A 21,111-nucleotide genomic window follows, 5' to 3' on the forward strand; every position below is an offset into this window, starting at 1 on the left:
GCCATGACGACGAACGGGCAAGACACGCTGCGGGTCCTGGACATGCATGCCGTGGACAGGCTGCTGGGCATGGACGAGGTGACCGAGGCCGTGACCGAGGCCTTCGTGCTGCACAGCCGCGCGCAGGGCCGCGTGTTCCCGGTGATCCGCGAACCGCTGCACACCGGGGGCGTGTTCGGCATCAAGGCCGGCGACGTCGCCAGCCAGGACCTGCTGGGCTACAAGGCCGCGGGCTTCTGGCCCGGCAACCGCCAGCAGGGCGGCGAGCCGCACCAGGCCACGGTGATGCTGTTCGATCCGGCCACCGGCCGGCCGTACTGCCTGCTGGACGGCAACGCCATCACCACGCTGCGCACGGGCGCGGCGGGCGGCCTGGGCTTGGCCCGGCTGGCGCGGCCCGAGAGCGCGTCGCTGGCCCTGTTCGGCGCGGGCGTGCAGGCGGCCATCCAGTTGCGCTTCGCGTTGCGCACGCTGCCGCATCTGAAGCGTGTGCGCTACATGACCTTCGACGGCAAGCCGGATGCGGCGTTCGAGAAGCGCTTCGACGGGCAGGTCGATCTGCGGCATGCCGTCGATGGCGATGCCGCCGTGGCCGACAGCGACGTGGTGATCACCGCCACGCCGGGCGCCAAGGTGTTGTTCCGCGCCGAGTCGGTGCGGCCGGGCACGCACGTCACGGCGGTCGGCTCGGACACCAAGGGCAAGCGCGAGCTGCCCGAAGGACTGCTGCCGCGTGCGCGCGTGTACGTGGACGACGCGGCGCAGTCGCGCCAGATCGGCGAGCTGCAATGGGCGCCGGATACGGCGTGCGTCGAGATCGGAGCGGTGCTGGATGGCGCGCAAGCAGGGCGTTCGGAAGACCCCGCGGAGATCACCGTATTCGACATGACCGGCATCGCGCTGCAGGATTTGACGGTGGCGCGCATGCTTTATCGGCGGGCGTCGCAGGAGGGTGTGGGCACCGTCATTCCTTGGCCCTGGCGGTCGAGGGGCTGAGCGCCACCTTGGACGGCTAGCTGCCTACAGCGGCGGCCGCTTCATCCCCACCCACTGCTGCACCGACGGGCGCTGCCACTGGCGGGCGGCGTATTCGACCAGCTGCTGCGGCACGGCCTCGCCATTGAGCACCAGGCGGTTCAGCATCAGCGCGAGGTCCGCGTCGGCGATGCTCCATTGCCCGAACAGGTTGGGCTGCCCGTGCGCCAGCAGCGACTCCGCGGCGGCGTACAGCTTCTGCGCGGCCGCCAGCGCGGCGCTGGACAGCGGCGTCTTCTCGGGCCGATAGAACACGACGACGGTGGTGCGCTCCTCGCGGATCGGCATCAGGTCGCTGCGCAGCCAGGCCTGGACCTGGCGCGCGCGGGCCTTCTGCTGCGCCTCGCGCGGATACACGGCGGTGGCGGGGAAGACGTCTTCCAGGTATTCAGTGATGGCGGAAGACTCGGACAGCGAGAAGCCGCCATGCAACAGCGTGGGTACGCGGCGCGTGAGCGAGGCGTCCGCGTAGTCGGGGCGCAGGTTCTCCTGCTTGCCCAGGTCGAGGGTCACGAGGTCGAAGGGCAGTCCTTTTTCCGTCAAGGCTACGAAGGCCGACATGGCGTAGGGGCTGGCGTACTGCGCGTCGACGTAGAGCCGTAGTTTGTCCTGCAAAGCATTCTCCTGGTGCCCGGGCCCGATGCGAGGGCCGGGCCTACTTTACCGGAGCCCGCGGGCGATGGCGCCGCGTCCCCACGACAAAGCGCAAGAATGGACAATCCCGCTTGTCGCGACGTTTCGCCGCCACGCGGCGCGACGGGGTGGCAGAACGGTTCGGCCGCATGAAAAAACGGCCCTGTGAACTGATCCCCGGAGATCTGACCTATGTCCAACTTTCGAAAGTCAGTTCACTGGAGTCCCATTTTGGGGCTTTGCGATCGATGGCAGTAGGACTCGGCCATGCGTCTTGGACATGTTTCAGTGCTTGCACAAGCGATGGCGCCCGGCAGACTTCACATCGCGAATTTTATTACTTGACCGGGCAATTTGATACGTCTGCTGCTGTTTTATTAATGACGTAAGGTGTTATTTTCTTCGACGGTTCTATTCGGTTAATGGGGGCGCTCGTGGACGAGGATGGCTTGACTGTCGTTTTGACACCGCCGCAATTGGCGATGGTTATTTCCAATGGCACCTTCGAGGAGCCAACTTTTTCCAACCGCGCCTGGGGGTCGGCTGGAGCCATTTTCGGGACATTGGAAGTGCTTGGAGGTGGCGCATTACTCTTGATGCCCGAGCCCACTACGCTTACCAAATTCGGCGGGGGCTTGTTGACGGCTCATGGTGCCGACACCTTCCAGGCCGGAGTTCGCCAGTCATGGACCGGACTTGAAACCAATACGTTGACGAACGACGGTGCTGCCGCGCTTGCGGAACTTCTCGGCGTGGATAGAGCCACAGCTGAACGCATCGGATGCGGCGTCGACCTGGTGGTCCCCTTGGCCGTGGCCAGCGGCTTGGCGGCAGCTAGGATTGCCGCAATACGAACCGGCAAGATCAGCTTGGCCGCACATGAAGCTTATGGAGGTCATACGATCGCACGGCACATTGGACTTACTGAAGCGCAACTCAGGGTCAGGCTTCGCGAGTACCCCCGATTGCCTGCGGTATCCAGCTTCGAATCGTTGGCGGATGCAGAAAGGGTGTAGCGTTGGGCTTGAGAGCCAATCGTTCTGCGATCACCAAATGGGCTCGGACTGCGACTCCTGGTTTCCCAGAGCCTTTTGTTTGGACTGCGCCGAGCCGTATAGGGATGGGCATTGTCCGAGAGACGGGCGAATACGTGCCTATGTCAAAGGTTCGTATCGTCTTGGTGAAAAAAGCCATTGATGGCAAGCTTTATTATGTATTGTCGGCATATCCGACTATTTTTTGACGCTTATCCATGAACAAGGCCGAATACGCACGCTTGAATAGCTTGGTGAATGGCTCTTTTTACCCGTACTGGGAAGACGATTACGATACGGAGGCCGAAGTTATCGACCGGTACATTCGAGCCAGCTGGCGAGATGATGTCGAACGGACAATCGAACAGATCGATCGGTATCTGAGCGAGCACCCGGCAGATTTGCTTGCGGCCTTCAATGCAGAGTTTGCTCCGATGTACATCATTGGCCAGACTGACGCCGAAGCCATGGCGTGGCTGCTCGGCGCGCGTGATCAATTACGCGCCCACATCGACCTCGCACCGCGCCGTCCCCCGCGGAGTTGGTTCTCGCGCATGCTGAACGGCAGATACTGAGAGCCCTGCGGCTGCCTCATCGCGGCCAAGCGCGTCGAGACCCCAATTTATAGCGCGTTTGCCTGCCGCCTGGGTGCAGCCCCATCGAAGGCCGGCAATCGGCCGGCCATCCACGATGCCTACCCAGCCTGGGCAAAAAAAGACGACCCGAAGATCGTCTTCCTTGCCGGGCGATCCGCGGCATGCCGCGGGTCATCCTGCCTGCATCACTGGCCCGCGCTTTCCTGCTGCGCGTCGACCACGGCCAGCGCGGTCATGTTGATGATGCGGCGCACGGTGGCGCTGGTGGTCAGGATGTGCACCGGGCGGGCGGCGCCCAGCAGGATCGGGCCCATGGCCACGCCGTTGCTGCCCGTCATCTTCAGCATGTTGTACGTGATGTTGCCGGTGTCCAGGTTCGGCATGACCAGCAGGTTGGCCGGGCCGTTCAGCGTGCTGTCCGGGTAGGCCAGCTTGCGGATCTTCTCGGACAGGGCGGCGTCGGCATGCATTTCGCCGTCGACTTCCAGGGCGGGCACGCGCTTCTGCACGATGCCGCGCGCTTCGGCCATCTTGCGCGAGGAGGCGGTGGGGCGGCTGCCGAAATTGGAGTGCGACAGCAGCGCCACCTTCGGGATCACGCCGAACCGCACCATCTCTTCGGCGGCCTGGATCGTGATGTTGGCGATCTCTTCCGCCGAGGGGTTCTCGTTGACGTGCGTGTCGGCCACGAACAGCGTCTGGTCGGGCAGCATCAGCACGTTCAGCGCGGCGTACGTCTGGCCTTCCTTGCGGCCGATGACCTGGTCGATGTAGCCCAGCTGGTTGTCGTACTTGCTGGCCACGCCGCACAGCAGCGCGTCGGCGTCGCCGCGGCGCAGCAGCATGGCGGCGATCAGCGTGTTGTGCTTGCGGATCATCGCCTTGGCGATCTCGGGCGTGACGCCCTCGCGGCCGCGCAGCTGGTAGTAGCCGTTCCAGGTTTCGTTGAAGCGGTTGTCGTCCTCGGGATCGACGATCTCGATGTTCTGGCCGGGGATCAGGCGCAGGCCGAACTTCTTGATGCGCATCTCGATGACGGAGGGGCGGCCCACCAGGATGGGCTGCGCAAGGCGCTCGTCCACCACGGTCTGCACGGCGCGCAGCACGCGCTCGTCCTCGCCGTCGGCATAGATGACGCGCTTGGGCGCCTTCTTGGCCTGGGCGAACAGCGGGCGCATCAGCTGGCCCGAGTGGTAGACGAAGCCCATCAGCTTCTGGCGGTAGGCCTCGATGTCTTCGATTGGGCGCAGGGCCACGCCGGAGTCGGCGGCGGCCTGGGCCACGGCGGGGGCGATCTGCACGATCAGGCGCGGATCGAAGGGCTTGGGAATGATGTATTCCGGGCCGAAGCTCAGCTCCTGGCCAGCGTAGGCGCGGGCCACTTCGTCGTTCTGCTCCGCCTCGGCCAGCTCGGCGATGGCCTTCACGCAGGCCAGCTTCATCTCTTCGGTGATGCGCGTGGCGCCGGCATCCATGGCGCCGCGGAAGATGAAGGGGAAGCACAGCACGTTGTTGACCTGGTTCGGGTAGTCCGAACGGCCCGTGGCGATGATGCAGTCGGGACGGGCTGCCTTGGCCACTTCCGGACGGATCTCGGGCTCGGGGTTGGCCAGGGCCAGGATCAGCGGCTGGCGCGCCATGGTCTTGACCATATCGCCCGTCAGCACGCCGGCGGTCGAGCAGCCCAGGAACACGTCGGCGCCGTCGACCACGTCGGCCAGCGTGCGCGCGTCGGTGCGCTGCGCATAGCGCTTCTTGTTGGGCTCCATGTTCTCTTCGCGGCCGTCCCAGATGACGCCGCGCGAGTCCGTCACGTAGATGTTCTCGCGCTTGACGCCCAGGTGCACCAGCAGGTCCAGGCAGGCGATGGCGGCGGCGCCCGCGCCCGAGCACGTCAGCTTGATCTCGCCGATGTTCTTGTTCACGACCTTCAGGCCGTTCAGGATGGCGGCGGCCGAGATGATGGCCGTGCCGTGCTGATCGTCATGGAAGACGGGGATCTTCATGCGCTCGCGCAGCTTCTTCTCGATGTAGAAGCACTCGGGCGCCTTGATGTCTTCCAGGTTGACGCCGCCCAGCGTGGGCTCGAGCGCGGCGATGATGTCGACCAGCTTGTCGGGGTCGTTCTCGGCCAGCTCGATGTCGAATACGTCGATGCCGGCGAACTTCTTGAACAGGCAGCCCTTGCCTTCCATGACCGGCTTGGCGGCCATCGGGCCGATGTTGCCCAGGCCCAGCACGGCGGTGCCGTTGGTGATCACGCCGACCAGGTTGGCGCGCGAGGTGTACTTCGACGCCGCGTCGCTGCCCTCGGCATGGATGGCCATGCAGGCGGCGGCCACGCCCGGCGAGTAGGCCAGCGACAGGTCGTCCTGGTTGGCCAGCGGCTTGGTGGGCGTGACGGAGATCTTGCCCGGGGTCGGATAGGCGTGGTAATCCAGCGCGAGCTTGGTGAAGTGTTCGTCCATGGGGTGCAGGGGAGGGTGACGGAGAAAGTCGGGCGCGCGAACGCGCGAGGGGTTCAGCAGGCGGGCGGCGCGCGGCGGGCGCGTCGCGACAGCAACGTATGAGGAAGGCGTATTTCAACAGAAAGCCGGGCATTGTGCTTGCTGCACCGCAGCGAGACGTGACGCAAAGCCCCTTTAGAATCGTTCGAATATCACCGTTGCGGAGTCCCTTTCCATGACCGATTTGCGCATCCCCGACGAGAAGACGCTGCCCGAGCTGACCGTGCGCGGCATCATCCTCGGGGCCTTGATCACCGTTGTGTTCACCGCGTCCAACGTATTCCTCGGACTGAAGGTGGGGCTGACGTTCTCGTCGGCTATTCCCGCCGCGGTCATCTCCATGTCGGTGCTGCGATTGTTTCCCGGCGCGAACATCCTGGAGAACAACATGGTGCAGACGCAGGCCTCGGCCGCCGGCACCCTGTCCTCGGTGATCTTCGTGCTGCCGGCACTGGTGATGCTGGGGCACTGGCAGGGCTTTCCGTTCTGGCAGACGCTGGCCATCTGCGCGGCTGGCGGCGCCCTGGGCGTGATGTTCACCATTCCGCTGCGCCACGTCATGGTGGTCAAGAGCGACCTGCCGTATCCCGAGGGCGTGGCGGCCGCCGAGATCCTGCGCGTGGGCAGCGCGGCGCGCGCCGAAGAGGCGGGCGGCGACAGGCGCGAGGGCGGCACCGGCATGGCCGACATCGTGGCCGGCGGCGGCGTGGCGGCCGTGGTCAGCTTCGCCGCCAGCGGCCTGCGAGTGCTGGGCGACGGCGCCAGCCGGTGGCTGGAACTGGGCGGCGCGGTGTTCCGCCTGCCGATGGGCTTTTCGCTGGCGCTGCTGGGCGCGGGCTACCTGATCGGCATCGTCGCGGGTCTGGCCATGCTGACCGGCCTGGTGATCGCGTGGGGCGTGGCCGTGCCGGTGCTGACCGCGCTGGGCACGCCCGCCGCCGGCCAGTCCATCGAGGCGTACGCCACCGGCCTGTGGTCCTCGCAGGTGCGCTTCATCGGAGCGGGCGTGATCGGCGTGGGCGCCGTGTGGACGCTGGCCACGCTGTTCGCGCCCATGGTCCGCGGCGTGCGCGCTTCATTCTCGGCGTTCGGCAAGCGGGGCGAGAGCCAGGACGGCCTGGCGCCCCGCACCGAGCGCGACCTGGGCGGACGCTGGATTCTGGCGGTGACGCTGGCGCTGGTCGTGGTGCTGGCCGCCGCGTTCTACCTGTTCCTGGCGGGCACGCCGCTGCCGGCAGGCCAGGAATGGCGCCTGGCCGCCTACGCCGTGGCGTTCGCCTTCATCTTCGGCTTCCTGGTGGCGGCCGCCTGCGGCTACATGGCGGGCCTGGTGGGCTCGTCGACCAGCCCGATCTCGGGCGTGGGCATCATGGCCATCGTGCTGGTATCCGTGCTGCTGCTGGCGCTGGGCAACGGTATGTCGGGCGACCAGGGCGCGCGCCAGGCCATCGCACTGGCCATCTTCACGACCTCGGCGGTGGTGGCGGTGGCCTCCATTTCCAACGACAACCTGCAGGATCTGAAGACCGGCTGGCTGGTGGGGGCGACGCCGTGGCGCCAGCAGGTGGCGCTGTTGATCGGCTGTGGCGTGGGCGCCGTGGTGATCTCGCCGGTGCTGGACCTGCTGTACCAGGCCTACGGCTTCGCCGACGCGCTGCCGCGCCCCGACATGGATCCCGACCAGGCCCTGTCGGCGCCGCAGGCCTCGCTGATGCTGGCCATCGCGCGCGGCATCTTCACGCATCAACTGAACTGGGACATGATCCTGATCGGCGTGGCCGTGGGCATCGCGCTGATCGGGCTGGACCAGATCCTGGCGCGCACCTGCCGCGTGGCGCGCATGCCCGTGCTGGCCGTGGGCATCGGCATCTACCTGCCGCCCACGGTGGCCTCGCCCATCGTGGTGGGCGCCGTGCTGGCCTGGTTCCTGGGCCGCGCGCTGAAGCGCCGCGCCGCCGCGCGCGGGCAGGATGCCGAGGAATACGCCAAGGCGCCGGAGCGGCGCGGGGTGCTGATCGCCTCGGGCCTCATCGTGGGCGAGAGCCTGGTGGGCGTGCTGATGGCAGTGCTGATCGGCGCCAGCGGCGGCCAGACGCCGGTGGCCATCGCCGGCGAGGGCTTCGCGGCGACCGCGGCGGGCCTGGGGCTGGCGGTGTTCGCGCTGGTGGCGGTGTGGTTCTGGCGCCGGGTGATGGGGATGGCGCGGTGAGACGCTTTTTGTCCCTGCCAGCGGTGGCGCTGTCCGAGATCGATTCGCCGGGGCCATCACGATCCTGGCCGTCCGGCATGAACGCGAAGACGATTTCTACTGACCGGTGCTGTCACGCCTCCCACGGCGGCACGCCGCGCGGGGCATCGTTCAGCAGGCGGTCGCGCAGGAGCGTGCGCGCGGCCGCGTGGCGTTCGTCGCCGCCGGCCAGCAGGTCCAGCGCCTGCAGCACCATCCAGTCGGCGCTGACCTCGAAGAAATCCCGCAGCCGCGCCCGCGTGTCGCTGCGCCCGAAGCCGTCGGTGCCCAGCACGCGGCAGGGCGCGTCTATCCAGGCGCGGATCTGCTCGGGCACGGCGCGCACGTAGTCGCTGGCGGCCACCACCGGCAGCGCCGCGTCGCCCAGGCATTGCGTGATCCAGGCGGGCTCGGCGCCGTCCGAGCCCAGCAGGCGCGCGCGGTCGGCATGGCGGGCGTCGCGCGCCAGTTCGGAATAGCTGGTGACGCTCCAGACCTCGGCGGCGATCTCGTGGTCGGCGGCCAGCCGCTGGGCGGCCTTCAAGGCTTCGCCGACCATGGGGCCCGCCGCCAGCAGGCGCAGCTGCGCCGCGCCTGCTGGCGCGTGCACGCGATGCATGCCGCGCACGATGCCTTGCCGCGCGTCTTCGTTGGGCAGGTCGGGCTGCGGCAGATTTTCGTTGGTGACGGTCAGGTAGTAGAACTCGTCGCGCTGCTCGTGCAGCATGCGCCGCATGCCGTGCTCGACCAGCACCGCGACCTCGTAGGCGAACGCCGGATCGTAGGCGCGGCAGTTCGGCACGGTGGCGGCGGCCAGGTGGCTGGCGCCGTCCTGGTGCTGCAGGCCTTCGCCGCCCAGCGTGGTGCGGCCCGAGGTGGCGCCGATCAGGAAGCCACGCGTGCGCTGGTCGGCCGCGGCCCAGATCAGGTCGCCGATGCGCTGGAAGCCGAACATCGAGTAGTAGATGTAGAACGGCAGCATGGGCAGGCCGTTGACCGAATAACTGGTGCCCGCCGCCGTCCATGACGAGATGGCGCCCGCCTCGGTGATGCCTTCTTCCAGGATCTGTCCGTCGCGCGCCTCGCGGTAGTACAGCACCGAGCCGATGTCCTCGGGCTCGTACAGCTGGCCTTGCGCGGAGTAGATGCCGATCTGGCGGAACAGGTTGGCCATGCCGAAGGTGCGCGCCTCGTCGGCCACGATGGGCACGATGCGCGGGCCCACGCAGGCGTCCTTCAGCAGAGCGGTCAGCATGCGCACCAGCGCCATGGTGGACGACATCTCCTTGCCGTTGGCGGCCAGCGCGAACTGCGCCCATTGCGTGGCGGGCGGCGTGGGCAGGGCGCAGTCGGGCGCGATGCGACGCGGCACGTGCCCGCCCAGCGCCGCGCGGCGCGCCTGCAGGTGGCGCATCTCGGCGCTGTCGGGGGCCGGGCGGAAGAACTTCAGCGCCAGGCAGTCGGCATCCGAAATGGGCAGGGAGAAGCGGTCGCGGAAGGCCAGCAGCGCGTCGCCGTCCAGCTTCTTCTGCTGGTGCGTGGTCATCTTGCCCTGGCCGGCCGTGCCCATGCCGAAACCCTTCTTGGTCTGCGCCAGGATGACGGTGGGCTGGCCGCGGTGCCGCACCGCGCGATGGTAGGCGGCGTGGATCTTGGCCATGTCGTGGCCGCCGCGGCGCAGCCGGTCGATGGCCTCGTCGGACCAGTCTGCCACCAGCGCCGCCAGCTCGGGGTCGCGGCCGAAGAAGTGCTCGCGGTTGTAGGCGCCGTCATTGGCGGCGTAGGTCTGGAACTGGCCGTCGACCGTTTGCGAGAAGGCGCGCGCCAGGGCGCCGCTGGCGTCGCGGCGCAGCAGGGTGTCCCAGTCGCCGCCCCACACCAGCTTGATGACGTTCCAGCCCGCGCCGGCGTACAGGGTTTCGAGTTCGTCGATGATGCGGCCGTTGCCGCGCACCGGGCCGTCCAGGCGCTGCAGGTTGCAGTTGACCACGAAGATCAGGTTGTCCAGCCCCTCGCGCGCGGCCAGGGTGAGGGCGGCGATGGACTCGGGCTCGTCCATTTCGCCGTCGCCGAAGATGCCCCACACCTTGCGGTCGGACGGCGCGGCCAGCGAGCGGTGTTCCAGGTAGCGCATGAAGCGCGCCTGGTAGATGGCGTTGATCGGCCCCAGCCCCATCGAGCCCGTGGGGAATTGCCAGAAGTCGGGCATCAGCCAGGGATGCGGATAGGACGACAGCCCGCGCAGGCCGCCCGCCTGCGCGGTGATTTCCTGGCGGAACAGGGCCAGTTCGGACTCGTCCAGGAAGCCTTCCAGGAAGGCGCGCGCATACACGCCAGGCGCCGAATGCGGCTGCATGTAGACCAGGTCGCCCTGCGCGCCGTCGCCGGCGCGGAAGAAGTGGTTGAAACCCACCTCGAACAGGTCGGCCGCCGACGCATAGCTGGCGATGTGGCCGCCCAGTTCGCCGTGCGCCTGGTTGGCGCGCACCACCATGGCCAGCGCGTTCCAGCGGTTGATCGACGCGATGCGTTCTTCCAGCGCCAGGTTGCCGGGGAACGGCGGTTCCTCGTCCACCGGGATGGTATTGAGGTAGGCCGTGCGCGTCAGGCCCGGCGCGCGCACGCCCAGCCGCGTGGCGTGGGCCAGCAGTTGCTCCACCACGTACGCCGCGCGGGCCGGGCCGTCCGTCTCGACCAGCGATTGCAGCGCCTCGCGCCATTCGGCGGTTTCGGCGGGGTCGTGGTCGGTCTGGCCGGCGGGCAGGTGGTCCGGCTGGAAGGGGGCATCGCGCATGGATTGTCTCGCTCTGGTCATGGTATTGGCCCATCCATGCTATTCCCGTTGCCGGCGCATGGGTGATCGAAAATGCGTGCCGAAAGCGGCCTAAACGGTGCAAAATTCCGTGAAACCGACGACGAGGAGCACGACATGCCGAAGACGCCGCTGGATGCCATCGACCGGCGCATCCTGGCGCAACTGCAGACCGATTCCAGCCTGACCAACGTGGAGCTGGCCCGACGCGTGAACCTGTCGCCGTCGCCCTGCCTGGCCCGGGTGAAGGCGCTGGAGTCGGCCGGCGTCATCCGCGGCTATGTGGCGCTGGCCGACCCCCTGCAACTGGGCCTGAGCCTGAACGTGTTCATCCAGGTCAGCCTGGAAAAGCAGATCGAATCCGAGCTGGAGCGGTTCCAGAATGCGATGGCCGACTGCCCCGAGGTGATGGAGTGCTATCTGATGACGGGCGACGCCGATTATCTGCTGCGCGTGGTGGTGCCCGACATGCCGGGACTGGAGCAGTTCGTGGTCAGCCGGCTGTCGCGCATCCCCGGCGTCAAGAATATCCGCTCGGGATTTGCGCTGAAACAGGTCAAATACCAGACCGCCTTGCCGCTGGGCTGAAACCGTCCTGAAAAAATGCCCTTGCTGAAGGGGTGTTTTCCACTGCGCGGGCGCGGATGTGGTTGGAAAACCGCGTTCGCGCGCCTGCCCTGTGCCCCTGTCGACAAAAAATTGCAACACTCGATGGAGGCAGTTGACCGCGCGTAGCGTGCATCATCGGCGCCGTTGCGCCCAAGCTGGCGCAGCCCGCGGGTCGCGGCCAGGGCGGTCATCGGCCTGTCGCACGACGTGCCCACACTCAAGGCGCTATACTGCCAAATACGGCTTTCGAGGCTTGTACATCGCCTTCTGCCCCTGCTATCCGCCAACCGGGAAGCCCGTGTCGCGGAAGGTTTTCCTGCATCGTATCGAGTGAAGCACTCGTCTAGGTGAAGCGTCATTATGTCTACGGAATCAGAGTCCCTTTCCACCTCCTATCTTTTCGGGGGTAATGCCCCGTACGTCGAAGAGCTTTACGAAGCCTATCTCGACAATCCGGGCTCCGTTCCGGACAACTGGCGCGAATACTTCGACCAGCTGCAGCATTCTCCCGCCACCGACGGCCAGGACGGCACCCGCGACCAGGCCCACGCTCCCATCGTCCAGTCGTTCGCCGAGCGCGCCCGCGCCAATGCCTTCGTGCACCGGTCGGCCGAGCCCGACCTGTCCGTGGCCAGCAAGCAGGTGTCGGTGCAGACCCTCATCGGTTCCTACCGTTCGCTGGGTTCGCGCTGGGCCGACCTCGACCCGCTCAAGCGCCAGGAGCGCCCGGCGATCCCCGAGCTGGATCCCGCGTTCTACGGCCTGACCGAGTCCGACCTCGACCAGACCTACTCGGCCACCAACACGTACTTCACGACCGCCAGCACCATGACGCTGCGCGACATCCTGAAGGCCCTGCGCGACACGTACTGCCGCTCGATCGGCGCCGAGTACACCCACATCTCCGATCCCGCCGCCAAGCGCTGGATCCAGGAACGCCTGGAAAGCACGCTGGGCGCGCCGTCGTTCAACAACGACCAGAAGCGCCACATCCTGCAGCAGCTGACCGAAGCCGAAGGCCTCGAGCGCTTCCTGCACACCAAGTACGTCGGCCAGAAGCGCTTCTCGCTGGAAGGCGGCGAGAGCTTCATTGCCTCGATGGACGAAACGATCCATCACGCCAGCGAGAACGGCGTCCAGGAAGTCATCGTGGGCATGGCTCACCGTGGCCGCCTGAACATGCTGGTCAACATCATGGGCAAGATGCCCGGTGACCTGTTCGCCGAGTTCGAGGGCAAGCACGCCGAGGGCCTGACCGACGGCGACGTGAAGTACCACAACGGTTTCTCCAGCGACATCTCGGGCCGTGGCGGCCCGGTGCACCTGTCGCTGGCGTTCAACCCGTCCCACCTCGAGATCGTCAATCCCGTGGTCGAAGGCAGCGTGCGCGCTCGCCAGGAACGCCGCGGCGACCACGAAGGCCGCCAGGTGCTGCCGGTGCTGGTGCACGGCGACGCGGCCTTTGCCGGCCAGGGCGTGGTGATGGAGACCCTGAACCTCGCCCAGACCCGCGGCTATGGCACGGGCGGCACGCTGCACATCGTCATCAACAACCAGATCGGCTTCACCACGTCGGATCCGCGCGACTCGCGTTCGACGCTGTATTGCACCGACGTGGTCAAGATGATCGAAGCCCCGGTGTTCCACGTCAACGGCGACGATCCCGAAGCCGTCGTGTACGCCACCAAGCTGGCGCTGGACTACCGCATGCAGTTCCGTCACGACGTCGTGATCGACATCGTGTGTTTCCGCAAGCTGGGCCACAACGAGCAGGACACGCCTTCGCTGACGCAGCCGCTGATGTACAAGCGCATCGGCCACCACGGCGGCACGCGCAAGCTGTACGCCGACAAGCTCGCCACGCAGGGCGTGCTGGGTGAAGGCGAAGCCGATCAACTGGTGAAGGACTACCGCCAGCTGATGGAAGACGGTCAACGCACCATCGAGCCGGTGCTGACCGACTACAAGAGCAAGTACGCCATCGACTGGTCGCCCTTCATGGGCGCCAAGTGGACCGACCAGGCCGATACCGCCGTGCCGCTGGCCGAACTCAAGCGCATCGGCGAGCGCATCACCACGGTGCCGGAAGGCTTCACGGTGCATCCGCTGGTCAACAAGCTGCTGAACGACCGCCGCAACATGGCCAAGGGCGAGCTGAACCTCGACTGGGGCATGGGCGAACACCTGGCCTTCGCCACGCTGGTGGCGTCGGGCTACTCGATCCGCATCACCGGTCAGGATTCGGGCCGTGGCACGTTCACGCACCGCCATGCCGTGCTGCACGACCAGAACCGTGAACGCTGGAACGACGGTACCTACATCCCGCTGCAGAACGTCTCCGAGGGCCAGGCGCCCTTCACGGTGATCGACTCGGTGCTGTCCGAAGAGGCCGTTCTGGGCTTCGAATACGGCTACTCCAGCGCCGAACCCAACACCCTGACCATCTGGGAGGCCCAGTTCGGCGACTTCGTCAACGGCGCTCAGGTCGTGATCGACCAGTTCATCAGCGCTGGCGAAGCCAAGTGGGGCCGCCAGTCGGGCCTGACCATGATGCTGCCGCACGGCTACGAGGGCCAGGGCCCCGAGCACTCGTCGGCCCGCATCGAGCGTTTCCTGCAGCTGTGCGCGGACAACAACATGCAGGTGGTGCAGCCCACCTCGGCCTCGCAGATCTTCCACCTGCTGCGCCGCCAGATGATCCGCGCCTTCCGCAAGCCGCTGGTCATCCTGACGCCCAAGTCGCTGCTGCGCAACAAGGACGCCGGTTCGCCGCTGTCCGACCTGGCCGGCGGCCGCTTCCAGCCGATCATCGGCGAAGTGGACGAGTCGATCAAGGGCGCGTCGGTCAAGCGCGTGCTGGTGTGCTCGGGCAAGGTCTACTACGACCTGATCAACGCACGCACCGAACGCGAAGCCAGCAACGTGGCCATCGTCCGCGTCGAGCAGCTCTATCCCTTCGCGCACAAGTCCTTCGAGGCCGAACTGCGCAAGTACCCGAAGGCCACCGAAGTGGTCTGGGTGCAGGACGAGCCGCAGAACCAGGGTCCGTGGTTCTACGTGCAGCATCACCTGTACGAGAACATGAACGAAGGCCAGAAGCTGGGTTACGCGGGCCGCGCGGCCTCGGCCTCGCCGGCCGTCGGCTACCTGGCCAAGCACCAGGAGCAGCAGAAGGCCCTGATCGAACAGGCCTTCGCTCCCCGGTTCAAAGGCTTCATGCTGACCAAGTAAGCAGCACGTACAGAACACTCTCAATATACGGAATTCATCACCATGGCTATCACTGACGTCGTCGTTCCCCAACTGTCCGAGTCCGTCTCGGAAGCCACCCTGCTGACCTGGAAGAAGCAGCCGGGCTCCGCGGTCGAGGCCGACGAAATCCTGATCGAAGTCGAGACCGACAAGGTCGTGCTGGAAGTGCCCGCCCCGGCGTCGGGCGTGCTGTCCGAGATCGTCAAGGGCGACGGCAGCACCGTCGCCTCGGGCGAAGTCATCGCCCGCATCGACACGGCCGCCAAGGCCGCCGCCGCCCCGGCCACGGCGCCCGCCGAAGCCCCCAAGGCCGCTGCCGCGCCGGCCGCCGCGCCTGCTGCCGCACCCGCCGCGGCGCCGGCCAGCAGCGCCGCCGCCGGCATCGCCTCGCCCTCCGCCGCCAAGATCCTGGCCGAGAAGGGCGTGGACGCCGCCAGCGTGCAAGGCTCGGGCCGCGACGGCCGCGTCACCAAGGGCGACGCCCTGAACGCCGGCGCCGCCGCGCCGGCCGCCAAGGCCGCGGCTCCCGCCGCCGCCCCGACGCTGTCGCTGGACGGCCGTCCCGAGCAGCGCGTGCCGATGAGCCGCCTGCGCGCCCGCATCGCCGAGCGCCTGCTGCAGTCGCAGTCGGAAAACGCCATCCTGACCACGTTCAACGAGGTCAACATGCAGGCCGTCATCGATCTGCGCAACAAGTACAAGGACAAGTTCGAGAAGGAGCACGGCGTCAAGCTGGGCTTCATGTCGTTCTTCGTGAAGGCCGCCGTGGCCGCCCTGAAGAAGTACCCCGTGCTGAACGCCTCGGTCGACGGCAAGGACATCATCTACCACGGCTACTTCGACATCGGCATCGCGGTGGGTTCGCCGCGCGGCCTGGTGGTGCCGATCCTGCGCAACGCCGACCAGCTGTCGATCGCCGAGATCGAGAAGACCATCGGCGACTTCGGCAAGCGCGCCGGCGAAGGCAAGCTGGGCATCGAAGAGATGACCGGCGGCACGTTCTCCATCTCGAACGGCGGCGTGTTCGGCTCGATGCTGTCCACCCCGATCATCAATCCGCCGCAAGCGGCCATCCTGGGCATCCACGCCACCAAGGAGCGCCCCGTCGTCGAAAACGGCCAGATCGTGATCCGTCCGATCAACTACCTGGCCATGTCCTACGACCACCGCATCATCGACGGCCGTGAAGCCGTTCTGGGCCTGGTCGCCATGAAGGAAGCGCTGGAAGATCCGCAGCGCCTGCTGCTGGACCTGTAATCCAGTCCTCGGCCGGCGCGTCAGCGTCCGGCCCGGTCCCGGCCGCTGCCATTCGCGCAGCGGCCAGGCCGCCCACGCGGCCTCTGAAGACCTTTCCCCAATTCATCGCGAGAACCTCATGTCCAAACAATTCGACGTCGTCGTCATCGGTGCCGGCCCTGGCGGCTACATCGCCGCCATCCGCGCGGCCCAGCTCGGCATGTCCGTGGCGTGCATCGACGCCTGGCAGAACGGCGAAGGCGGCGCGGCCCCCGGCGGCACGTGCACCAACGTCGGCTGCATCCCCTCGAAGGCGCTGCTGCAGTCGTCCGAGCACTTCGAGCAGGTCAACCACCACTTCGCCGAGCACGGCATCGAAGCCAAGGGCGTGACCCTGAAGCTGGATACACTGCTGGGCCGCAAGAACAAGGTCGTCAAGCAGAACAACGACGGCATCCTGTACCTGTTCAAGAAGAACAAGATCACCTTCATCCATGGCAAGGGCGCGTTCGCCGGCCAGGTCGAGGGCGGCTGGGCCATCAAGGTCACCGGCACCACCGAGGACGACCTGGTCGCCAAGCACGTGGTCGTGGCCACCGGCTCGTCGCCGCGTGAACTGCCCGGCGTGCCGTTCGACGAGAAGGTCGTGCTGTCCAACGACGGCGCGCTGAACATCGGCGCCGTGCCCAAGAAGCTGGGCGTGATCGGCGCCGGCGTCATCGGCCTGGAAATGGGCAGCGTGTGGCGCCGCCTGGGCGCCGAGGTCACCATCCTCGAAGCCATGCCCGAGTTCCTGGCGGCCGCCGACCAGCAGGTCGCCAAGGAAGCCGCCAAGGCCTTCGCCAAGCAGGGCCTGGACATCCAGACCGGCGTGAAGATCGGCGAGATCAAGACCAGCCCCAAGGCTGTCACCGTGCCGTACACCGACAGTAAGGGCGCCGAGCAGAAGCTGGTGGTCGACAAGCTGATCGTCTCCATCGGCCGCGTGCCCTACACCGGCGGCCTGAACGCCGACGCCGTGGGCCTGAAGCTGGACGAGCGCGGCTTCATCGCCGTGGACGGCGACTGCAAGACCAACCTGCCCAACGTGTGGGCCATCGGCGACGTGGTGCGCGGCCCCATGCTGGCGCACAAGGCCGAGGAAGAGGGCGTCGCCGTTGCCGAGCGCATCGGCGGCCAGCACGGCCACGTCAACTTCGACACCGTGCCGTGGGTCATCTACACCTCGCCCGAGATCGCCTGGGTGGGCAAGACCGAGCAGCAGCTGAAGAACGAAGGCCGCGAGTACAAGGCCGGCTCGTTCCCGTTCATGGCCAACGGCCGCGCGCGCGCGCTGGGCGACACCACCGGCTTCGCCAAGGTGATCGCCGATGCCAAGACCGACGAGGTCCTGGGCGTGCACATCATCGGCCCGATGGCGTCCGAGCTGATTTCGGAAGCGGTCACCATCATGGAATTCCGCGGCGCCGCGGAAGACATCGCCCGCATCTGCCACGCTCACCCGACGCTGTCCGAAGCCGTCAAGGAAGCCGCCCTGGCGGTGGACAAGCGCACGCTGAATTTTTGACCCACCCCCGAAGCGCTTCGCGCCGTCCACCGCGCGGCTTGCAAGCCGCTTGGATTCGCCAGGCACAGGACAGTCCGCGGGGACTGTCCCGTGTCCGGGCTCATCCCCTCAAGGAGGCGACGCAGGCGGACCGGGAAACCCGGATCCGCCGCGTCCTCGCTTGAGCGGCACCTGTCTCATGCGCTGCGCATGCTGCCTGGCTGCGTGCCAAAATCAATATGAACGTCCTCGAGTACTATCAACACACCCTGGCCGAACGCGGCTACAAGCCCGACGAGGCGCAGCAGCGCGCCATCGATCGCCTGCAGCGCTATTACGACGACTGGGTGCGCTTCAAGTCGATGCGCTCGAACGCGCTGAAGAAGCTGCTCAGCCGGCCCGAGGTGCCGCGCGGCGTCTACCTGTGGGGCGGCGTGGGGCGGGGAAAGAGTTTCCTGATGGACGCGTTCTACGCCACCGTGCCGGTGGTGCGCAAGACGCGCCTGCATTTCCATGAGTTCATGCGCGGCGTGCACCGCGAGCTCGACGAGGTCAAGGGCATGCAGGACCCCCTGGACGAAGTCGCGCGCCGCGTCGCCAAGCGCTATCGCCTGATCTGCTTCGACGAGTTCCACGTCTCGGACGTGGCGGACGCCATGATCCTGTATCGCCTGCTGCTCAAGCTGTTCGAGCACGGCACCTCGTTCGTCATGACGTCCAACTACGAGCCGTCCACGCTGTATCCGGAAGGCCTGCACCGCGACCGCATCCTGCCGGCCATCAAGCTGATCCAGGACCGCATGGACGTGATGAACGTCGATGCCGGCATCGACTACCGCCGCCGCACGCTCGAGCAGGTGCAGTGCTATCACAGCCCGCTGGACGAGCGCGCGAAGCAGGCGCTGCAGGAGGCCTTCGACAAGCTGTCGGACACGCCGCCCGAGGCCAACCCCGTGCTGCGCATCGAGAACCGCGAAATCCGCGCGCAGGCGCTGGCCGGCTCGGTGGTGTGGTTCGACTTCACCACGCTGTGCGTCGGGCCGCGTTCGCAGAACGATTATCTGGAGCTGGCCAACCGCTTCCACGCAGTGGTCCTGTCCGACGTGCCACGCATGGGGCCGCGCCAGGCTTCCGAAGCGCGCCGCTTCACCTGGCTGATCGACGTGTTCTACGACCACAAGGTCAAGCTGATCATGTCGGCCGCGTGCCCGCCCGAAGAACTGTACACGGAAGGGGCGCTGGCCAACGAGTTCCACCGCACGGTGTCGCGCATCCTGGAGATGCAGTCGCGCGAATACCTCGAGGCCGAGCGCCGCAAGACGGTGCAGCTGTAGGCCGGGCGACCGGTGCGCCCGCGGGGCCGGTGGCGGGACCGCGGTCCTGCCACGGCGCGCCCATGTGGGAAAGCCCAGCCGGGTAGGCTTTTCTAATTAAGAATGATTATAATTCGTGCGTTTTGTTCGTCGTACGCCGAATTCCAGTGAAACCCGATCCCTCCGCCAGCCTGCTGCGTTACCGTTTCGCCGTCGCTTCACGCGCCGTTGCCGCCATCGGCGGCGGTTATGCCCTGGCCAGCGCCGCCGCGGCCTGCTTCGCCGTCTGGCTGCCCATGGCCCGCGTGGACGCGGTCATCACGGCGCAGATGCTGGCATTCGTGGCCTACGCCTGCGCGGTGATCTGGGTCTTCGCCACGCACAATGCCTGGCGGGCCTGGGCGGGCGTCCTGTTGCCGGCCGCCATCTTCGCCGGCCTGTGGTGGATCGCGCGCGTGCCGGGGGCCGCATGAGCACCGTACACGCCCATGACGCAGCGGCCAGGCCCGCGAAACCCGCCTCCGACGCCGGAGCCGCGAACGGCGGCAAGCCGCGTCCCGCGCAGGCCGAGGGCTTGCGCCAGGCGATGTCCTGGCTGCACACCTGGTCCGGCCTGATCTTCGGCTGGGTGCTGTTCGCGATGTTCCTGACGGGCACGCTGGCGTTCTTCCGTCCGGAGATCACCCGCTGGATGCAGCCCGAGATCTCGGTGCACGCGGTGTCCACGGCGCAGTCCGTCGCGGTGGCCGAACGCTTCCTGCGCGAGAAGGCGCCCGACGCGACGCGCTGGTTCATCTCGCCGTCCAGCCCGCGCGAGCCGGCCATCCTGCTCACGTACCAGATTCCCAAGCCACCGCCCGGCCAGCGCGCCTTCAAGCGCGCGGTGCTGGATCCGCAGACGGGGCAGGAGCTCGCGCTGCGCGACACGCGCGGCGGCGAGTTCTTCTACCGCTTTCATTTCGAGCTGGAAATGGGCTATCCCTGGGGACGCTGGCTGGCCAGCATCGCGGGCATGTTCATGCTGCTGGCCATCATCAGCGGCATCATCACGCACAAGAAGATCTTCGCCGATTTCTTCACCTTCCGGCCCGGCAAGGGCGGGCAGCGCGCCTGGATGGATGGCCACAACGTGCTGTCGGTGCTGGGCCTGCCGTTCCACCTGATGATCACCTTCAGCGGCGTGCTGCTGTTCGCGACCATGCTGCTGCCCGCGGGCATCCTGGCGTCCTACGACAACGAGCGCCAGTTCTTCGACGAGGCCTTCCCCGCATTCGCCGTGAGCAAGGCGTCCGGCAAGCCCGCCGAGCTGCTGCCGCTGGCGCCGCTGGTGGCCAAGGCCCAGGCCGACTGGCAGGGCGGGCGGGTCGGGCGCGTGGTGGTCAGCCAGCCCGGCGACGCGGCTGCCACGGTCAGCATCGGCCGAGCGTCGTCCGAACGCGTGTCCTATGGCCGCCTGGCGCCCACGATCACCTACAGCGGCGTGGACGGGCACCTGATCAGCCGCAACGATGCGCAAAGCGGCGCGGCCACCACGGCCGGCACCATCATCGGCCTGCACCTGGGTCTGTACGCCGAGCCGCTGCTGCGCTGGTTCTATTTCGTGGTCAGCATGGCCGGCACGGCCATGGTGGGCTCGGGCCTGGTGCTGTGGATCGCCAAGCGCCGCCAGAAGCTCAAGGCGGGCGCGCCCGACACTTTCTCGCTGCGCGTGGTGGACGCGCTCAATGCCGGCACCATCGCGGGCCTGGGCGTGGCCTGCGCCGCCTTCTTCTGGGCCAACCGCGTGCTGCCGGCCGGCCTGCCGGACCACGGCAAGTGGGAAACGCGCGCCTTCTTCATTTCATGGGGCGCCTGCTACCTGTATGCCTTCGTGCGCGGCCGCGGCAAGTGGCGCGAGCTGCTGTGGGCCGCCGCCGTGCTGCTGATGGCGCTGCCCGTGGTCAATGCCCTGACGACGTCGCGCCACCTGGGCGTGTCGCTGCCTGCCGGCGACTGGGTCATGGCAGGCTTCGACCTGACCGTGCTGGTGTGCGGCGGCCTGATGGCCTGGATCGCGTACCGCGCGGGCCGCGCCCGTCCCGCGGCTGCGCGGGCCGGGGCCAGGCCCCGCGCGGGAGCGCCCGGGGCCGCCGCTGCCGCACGCGCTGAATCCGCCGGATCATCTGCATCGTCTGCCTCCGCCGCGCCGGCGCGCGCCGCATCGGTTGCTTCCGGCGCTTCCGCCGCGCCAGCGCGCGCCGCTTCCGCCGCTTCCTCCCCGCGCGCCCAGGCCCAGTCCGGCGCGGCACCCGCCTACGAATCGAGGTGATCG

The 21,111-nt window shown here is 67.4% G+C and carries 13 protein-coding genes and 1 pseudogene; 11 read left to right on the forward strand and 3 right to left on the reverse strand.

Going from position 1 to position 21,111, the window contains the following annotated elements; genetic code table 11:
- The first annotated feature begins 3 nt into the window (after positions 1-3).
- Positions 4-996, forward strand: a complete 993-nt coding sequence (locus tag FS845_RS20665) for an ornithine cyclodeaminase family protein (RefSeq protein WP_144638839.1) — start codon at positions 4-6, stop codon at positions 994-996.
- A 24-nt stretch (positions 997-1,020) separates the two neighbouring features.
- Here the strand turns inward: FS845_RS20665 and yfcF are convergent, their stop codons facing one another.
- Entirely contained in the window at positions 1,021-1,650 is a 630-nt protein-coding gene (yfcF, locus tag FS845_RS20670; RefSeq protein WP_144638841.1) for a glutathione transferase, read from the reverse strand.
- 614 nt (positions 1,651-2,264) lie between these two features.
- Between yfcF and FS845_RS26960 the strand changes: the two are divergent.
- Together FS845_RS26960 and FS845_RS20680 are read left to right on the forward strand one after the other, a co-directional pair.
- Positions 2,265-2,911: pseudogene (locus FS845_RS26960) on the forward strand (RNase A-like domain-containing protein).
- A gap of 9 nt (positions 2,912-2,920) precedes the next feature.
- Positions 2,921-3,277 carry a contact-dependent growth inhibition system immunity protein gene (locus tag FS845_RS20680; RefSeq protein ID WP_144638845.1) on the forward strand — a complete coding sequence of 119 codons (357 nt, stop codon included), beginning with the start codon at positions 2,921-2,923 and terminating at the stop codon, positions 3,275-3,277.
- A gap of 206 nt (positions 3,278-3,483) precedes the next feature.
- Here the strand turns inward: FS845_RS20680 and FS845_RS20685 are convergent, their stop codons facing one another.
- Positions 3,484-5,766: an NADP-dependent malic enzyme gene (locus tag FS845_RS20685; protein WP_144638847.1), complete on the reverse strand. Its 2,283-nt coding sequence runs from the start codon at positions 5,764-5,766 to the stop codon at positions 3,484-3,486.
- 214 nt (positions 5,767-5,980) lie between these two features.
- Between FS845_RS20685 and FS845_RS20690 the strand changes: the two genes are divergently transcribed.
- On the forward strand, positions 5,981-8,014 hold the full coding sequence (locus FS845_RS20690) for an OPT family oligopeptide transporter (protein ID WP_144638849.1): 2,034 nt from the start codon (positions 5,981-5,983) through the stop codon (positions 8,012-8,014).
- A 112-nt stretch (positions 8,015-8,126) separates the two neighbouring features.
- On the opposite strand, the gene mdeB is transcribed toward FS845_RS20690, so the two are convergent.
- Complete coding sequence (mdeB, locus tag FS845_RS20695) at positions 8,127-10,826, reverse strand: alpha-ketoglutarate dehydrogenase (RefSeq protein ID WP_144638851.1); 2,700 nt, start codon at positions 10,824-10,826, stop codon at positions 8,127-8,129.
- Positions 10,827-10,961: 135 nt separating this feature from the next.
- On the opposite strand from mdeB, the gene FS845_RS20700 reads away from it, so the two are divergent.
- The 7 genes from FS845_RS20700 (at position 10,962) to FS845_RS20730 (ending at position 21,108) form a co-directional block, all read left to right on the forward strand.
- Complete coding sequence (locus tag FS845_RS20700; RefSeq protein WP_144638853.1) at positions 10,962-11,432, forward strand: Lrp/AsnC family transcriptional regulator; 471 nt, start codon at positions 10,962-10,964, stop codon at positions 11,430-11,432.
- Positions 11,433-11,813: 381 nt separating this feature from the next.
- The gene (locus FS845_RS20705) at positions 11,814-14,684 is read left to right on the forward strand and encodes a 2-oxoglutarate dehydrogenase E1 component (RefSeq protein ID WP_144638855.1); all 2,871 of its coding nucleotides are present in this window, start codon (positions 11,814-11,816) and stop codon (positions 14,682-14,684) included.
- A 42-nt stretch (positions 14,685-14,726) separates the two neighbouring features.
- Complete coding sequence (gene odhB, locus FS845_RS20710) at positions 14,727-15,962, forward strand: 2-oxoglutarate dehydrogenase complex dihydrolipoyllysine-residue succinyltransferase (protein WP_144638857.1); 1,236 nt, start codon at positions 14,727-14,729, stop codon at positions 15,960-15,962.
- 118 nt (positions 15,963-16,080) lie between these two features.
- Positions 16,081-17,508 (forward strand): dihydrolipoyl dehydrogenase, encoded by a 1,428-nt coding sequence (gene lpdA, locus FS845_RS20715; RefSeq protein ID WP_144638859.1) that lies wholly within the window; start codon positions 16,081-16,083, stop codon positions 17,506-17,508.
- 218 nt (positions 17,509-17,726) lie between these two features.
- Positions 17,727-18,821 carry a cell division protein ZapE gene (gene zapE / locus FS845_RS20720; RefSeq protein WP_144638861.1) on the forward strand — a complete coding sequence of 365 codons (1,095 nt, stop codon included), beginning with the start codon at positions 17,727-17,729 and terminating at the stop codon, positions 18,819-18,821.
- A 170-nt stretch (positions 18,822-18,991) separates the two neighbouring features.
- Positions 18,992-19,273, forward strand: a complete 282-nt coding sequence (locus FS845_RS20725; protein WP_144639177.1) for a DUF3649 domain-containing protein — start codon at positions 18,992-18,994, stop codon at positions 19,271-19,273.
- Positions 19,274-19,386: 113 nt separating this feature from the next.
- Positions 19,387-21,108, forward strand: coding sequence for a PepSY-associated TM helix domain-containing protein (locus FS845_RS20730; protein ID WP_260986389.1), 1,722 nt, complete (start codon positions 19,387-19,389; stop codon positions 21,106-21,108).
- Positions 21,109-21,111: the final 3 nt, after the last annotated feature.

The sequence above is a fragment of the Bordetella genomosp. 13 genome, from assembly GCF_007679965.1.
In the GTDB taxonomy this organism is placed as follows: Bacteria; Pseudomonadota; Gammaproteobacteria; order Burkholderiales; family Burkholderiaceae_B; genus Bordetella.

Bases quoted from the DNA above. Each gene is read 5' to 3' on its own strand.
- FS845_RS20665 (WP_144638839.1), top strand. From the start codon at position 4: ATGACGACGAACGGGCAAGACACGCTGCGGGTCCTGGACATGCATGCC.
- FS845_RS20680 (WP_144638845.1), top strand. From the start codon at position 2,921: ATGAACAAGGCCGAATACGCACGCTTGAATAGCTTGGTGAATGGCTCT.
- FS845_RS20685 (WP_144638847.1), bottom strand. From the start codon at position 5,766: ATGGACGAACACTTCACCAAGCTCGCGCTGGATTACCACGCCTATCCG.
- FS845_RS20690 (WP_144638849.1), top strand. From the start codon at position 5,981: ATGACCGATTTGCGCATCCCCGACGAGAAGACGCTGCCCGAGCTGACC.
- mdeB (WP_144638851.1), bottom strand. From the start codon at position 10,826: ATGCGCGATGCCCCCTTCCAGCCGGACCACCTGCCCGCCGGCCAGACC.
- FS845_RS20700 (WP_144638853.1), top strand. From the start codon at position 10,962: ATGCCGAAGACGCCGCTGGATGCCATCGACCGGCGCATCCTGGCGCAA.
- FS845_RS20705 (WP_144638855.1), top strand. From the start codon at position 11,814: ATGTCTACGGAATCAGAGTCCCTTTCCACCTCCTATCTTTTCGGGGGT.
- odhB (WP_144638857.1), top strand. From the start codon at position 14,727: ATGGCTATCACTGACGTCGTCGTTCCCCAACTGTCCGAGTCCGTCTCG.
- lpdA (WP_144638859.1), top strand. From the start codon at position 16,081: ATGTCCAAACAATTCGACGTCGTCGTCATCGGTGCCGGCCCTGGCGGC.
- zapE (WP_144638861.1), top strand. From the start codon at position 17,727: ATGAACGTCCTCGAGTACTATCAACACACCCTGGCCGAACGCGGCTAC.
- FS845_RS20730 (WP_260986389.1), top strand. From the start codon at position 19,387: ATGTCCTGGCTGCACACCTGGTCCGGCCTGATCTTCGGCTGGGTGCTG.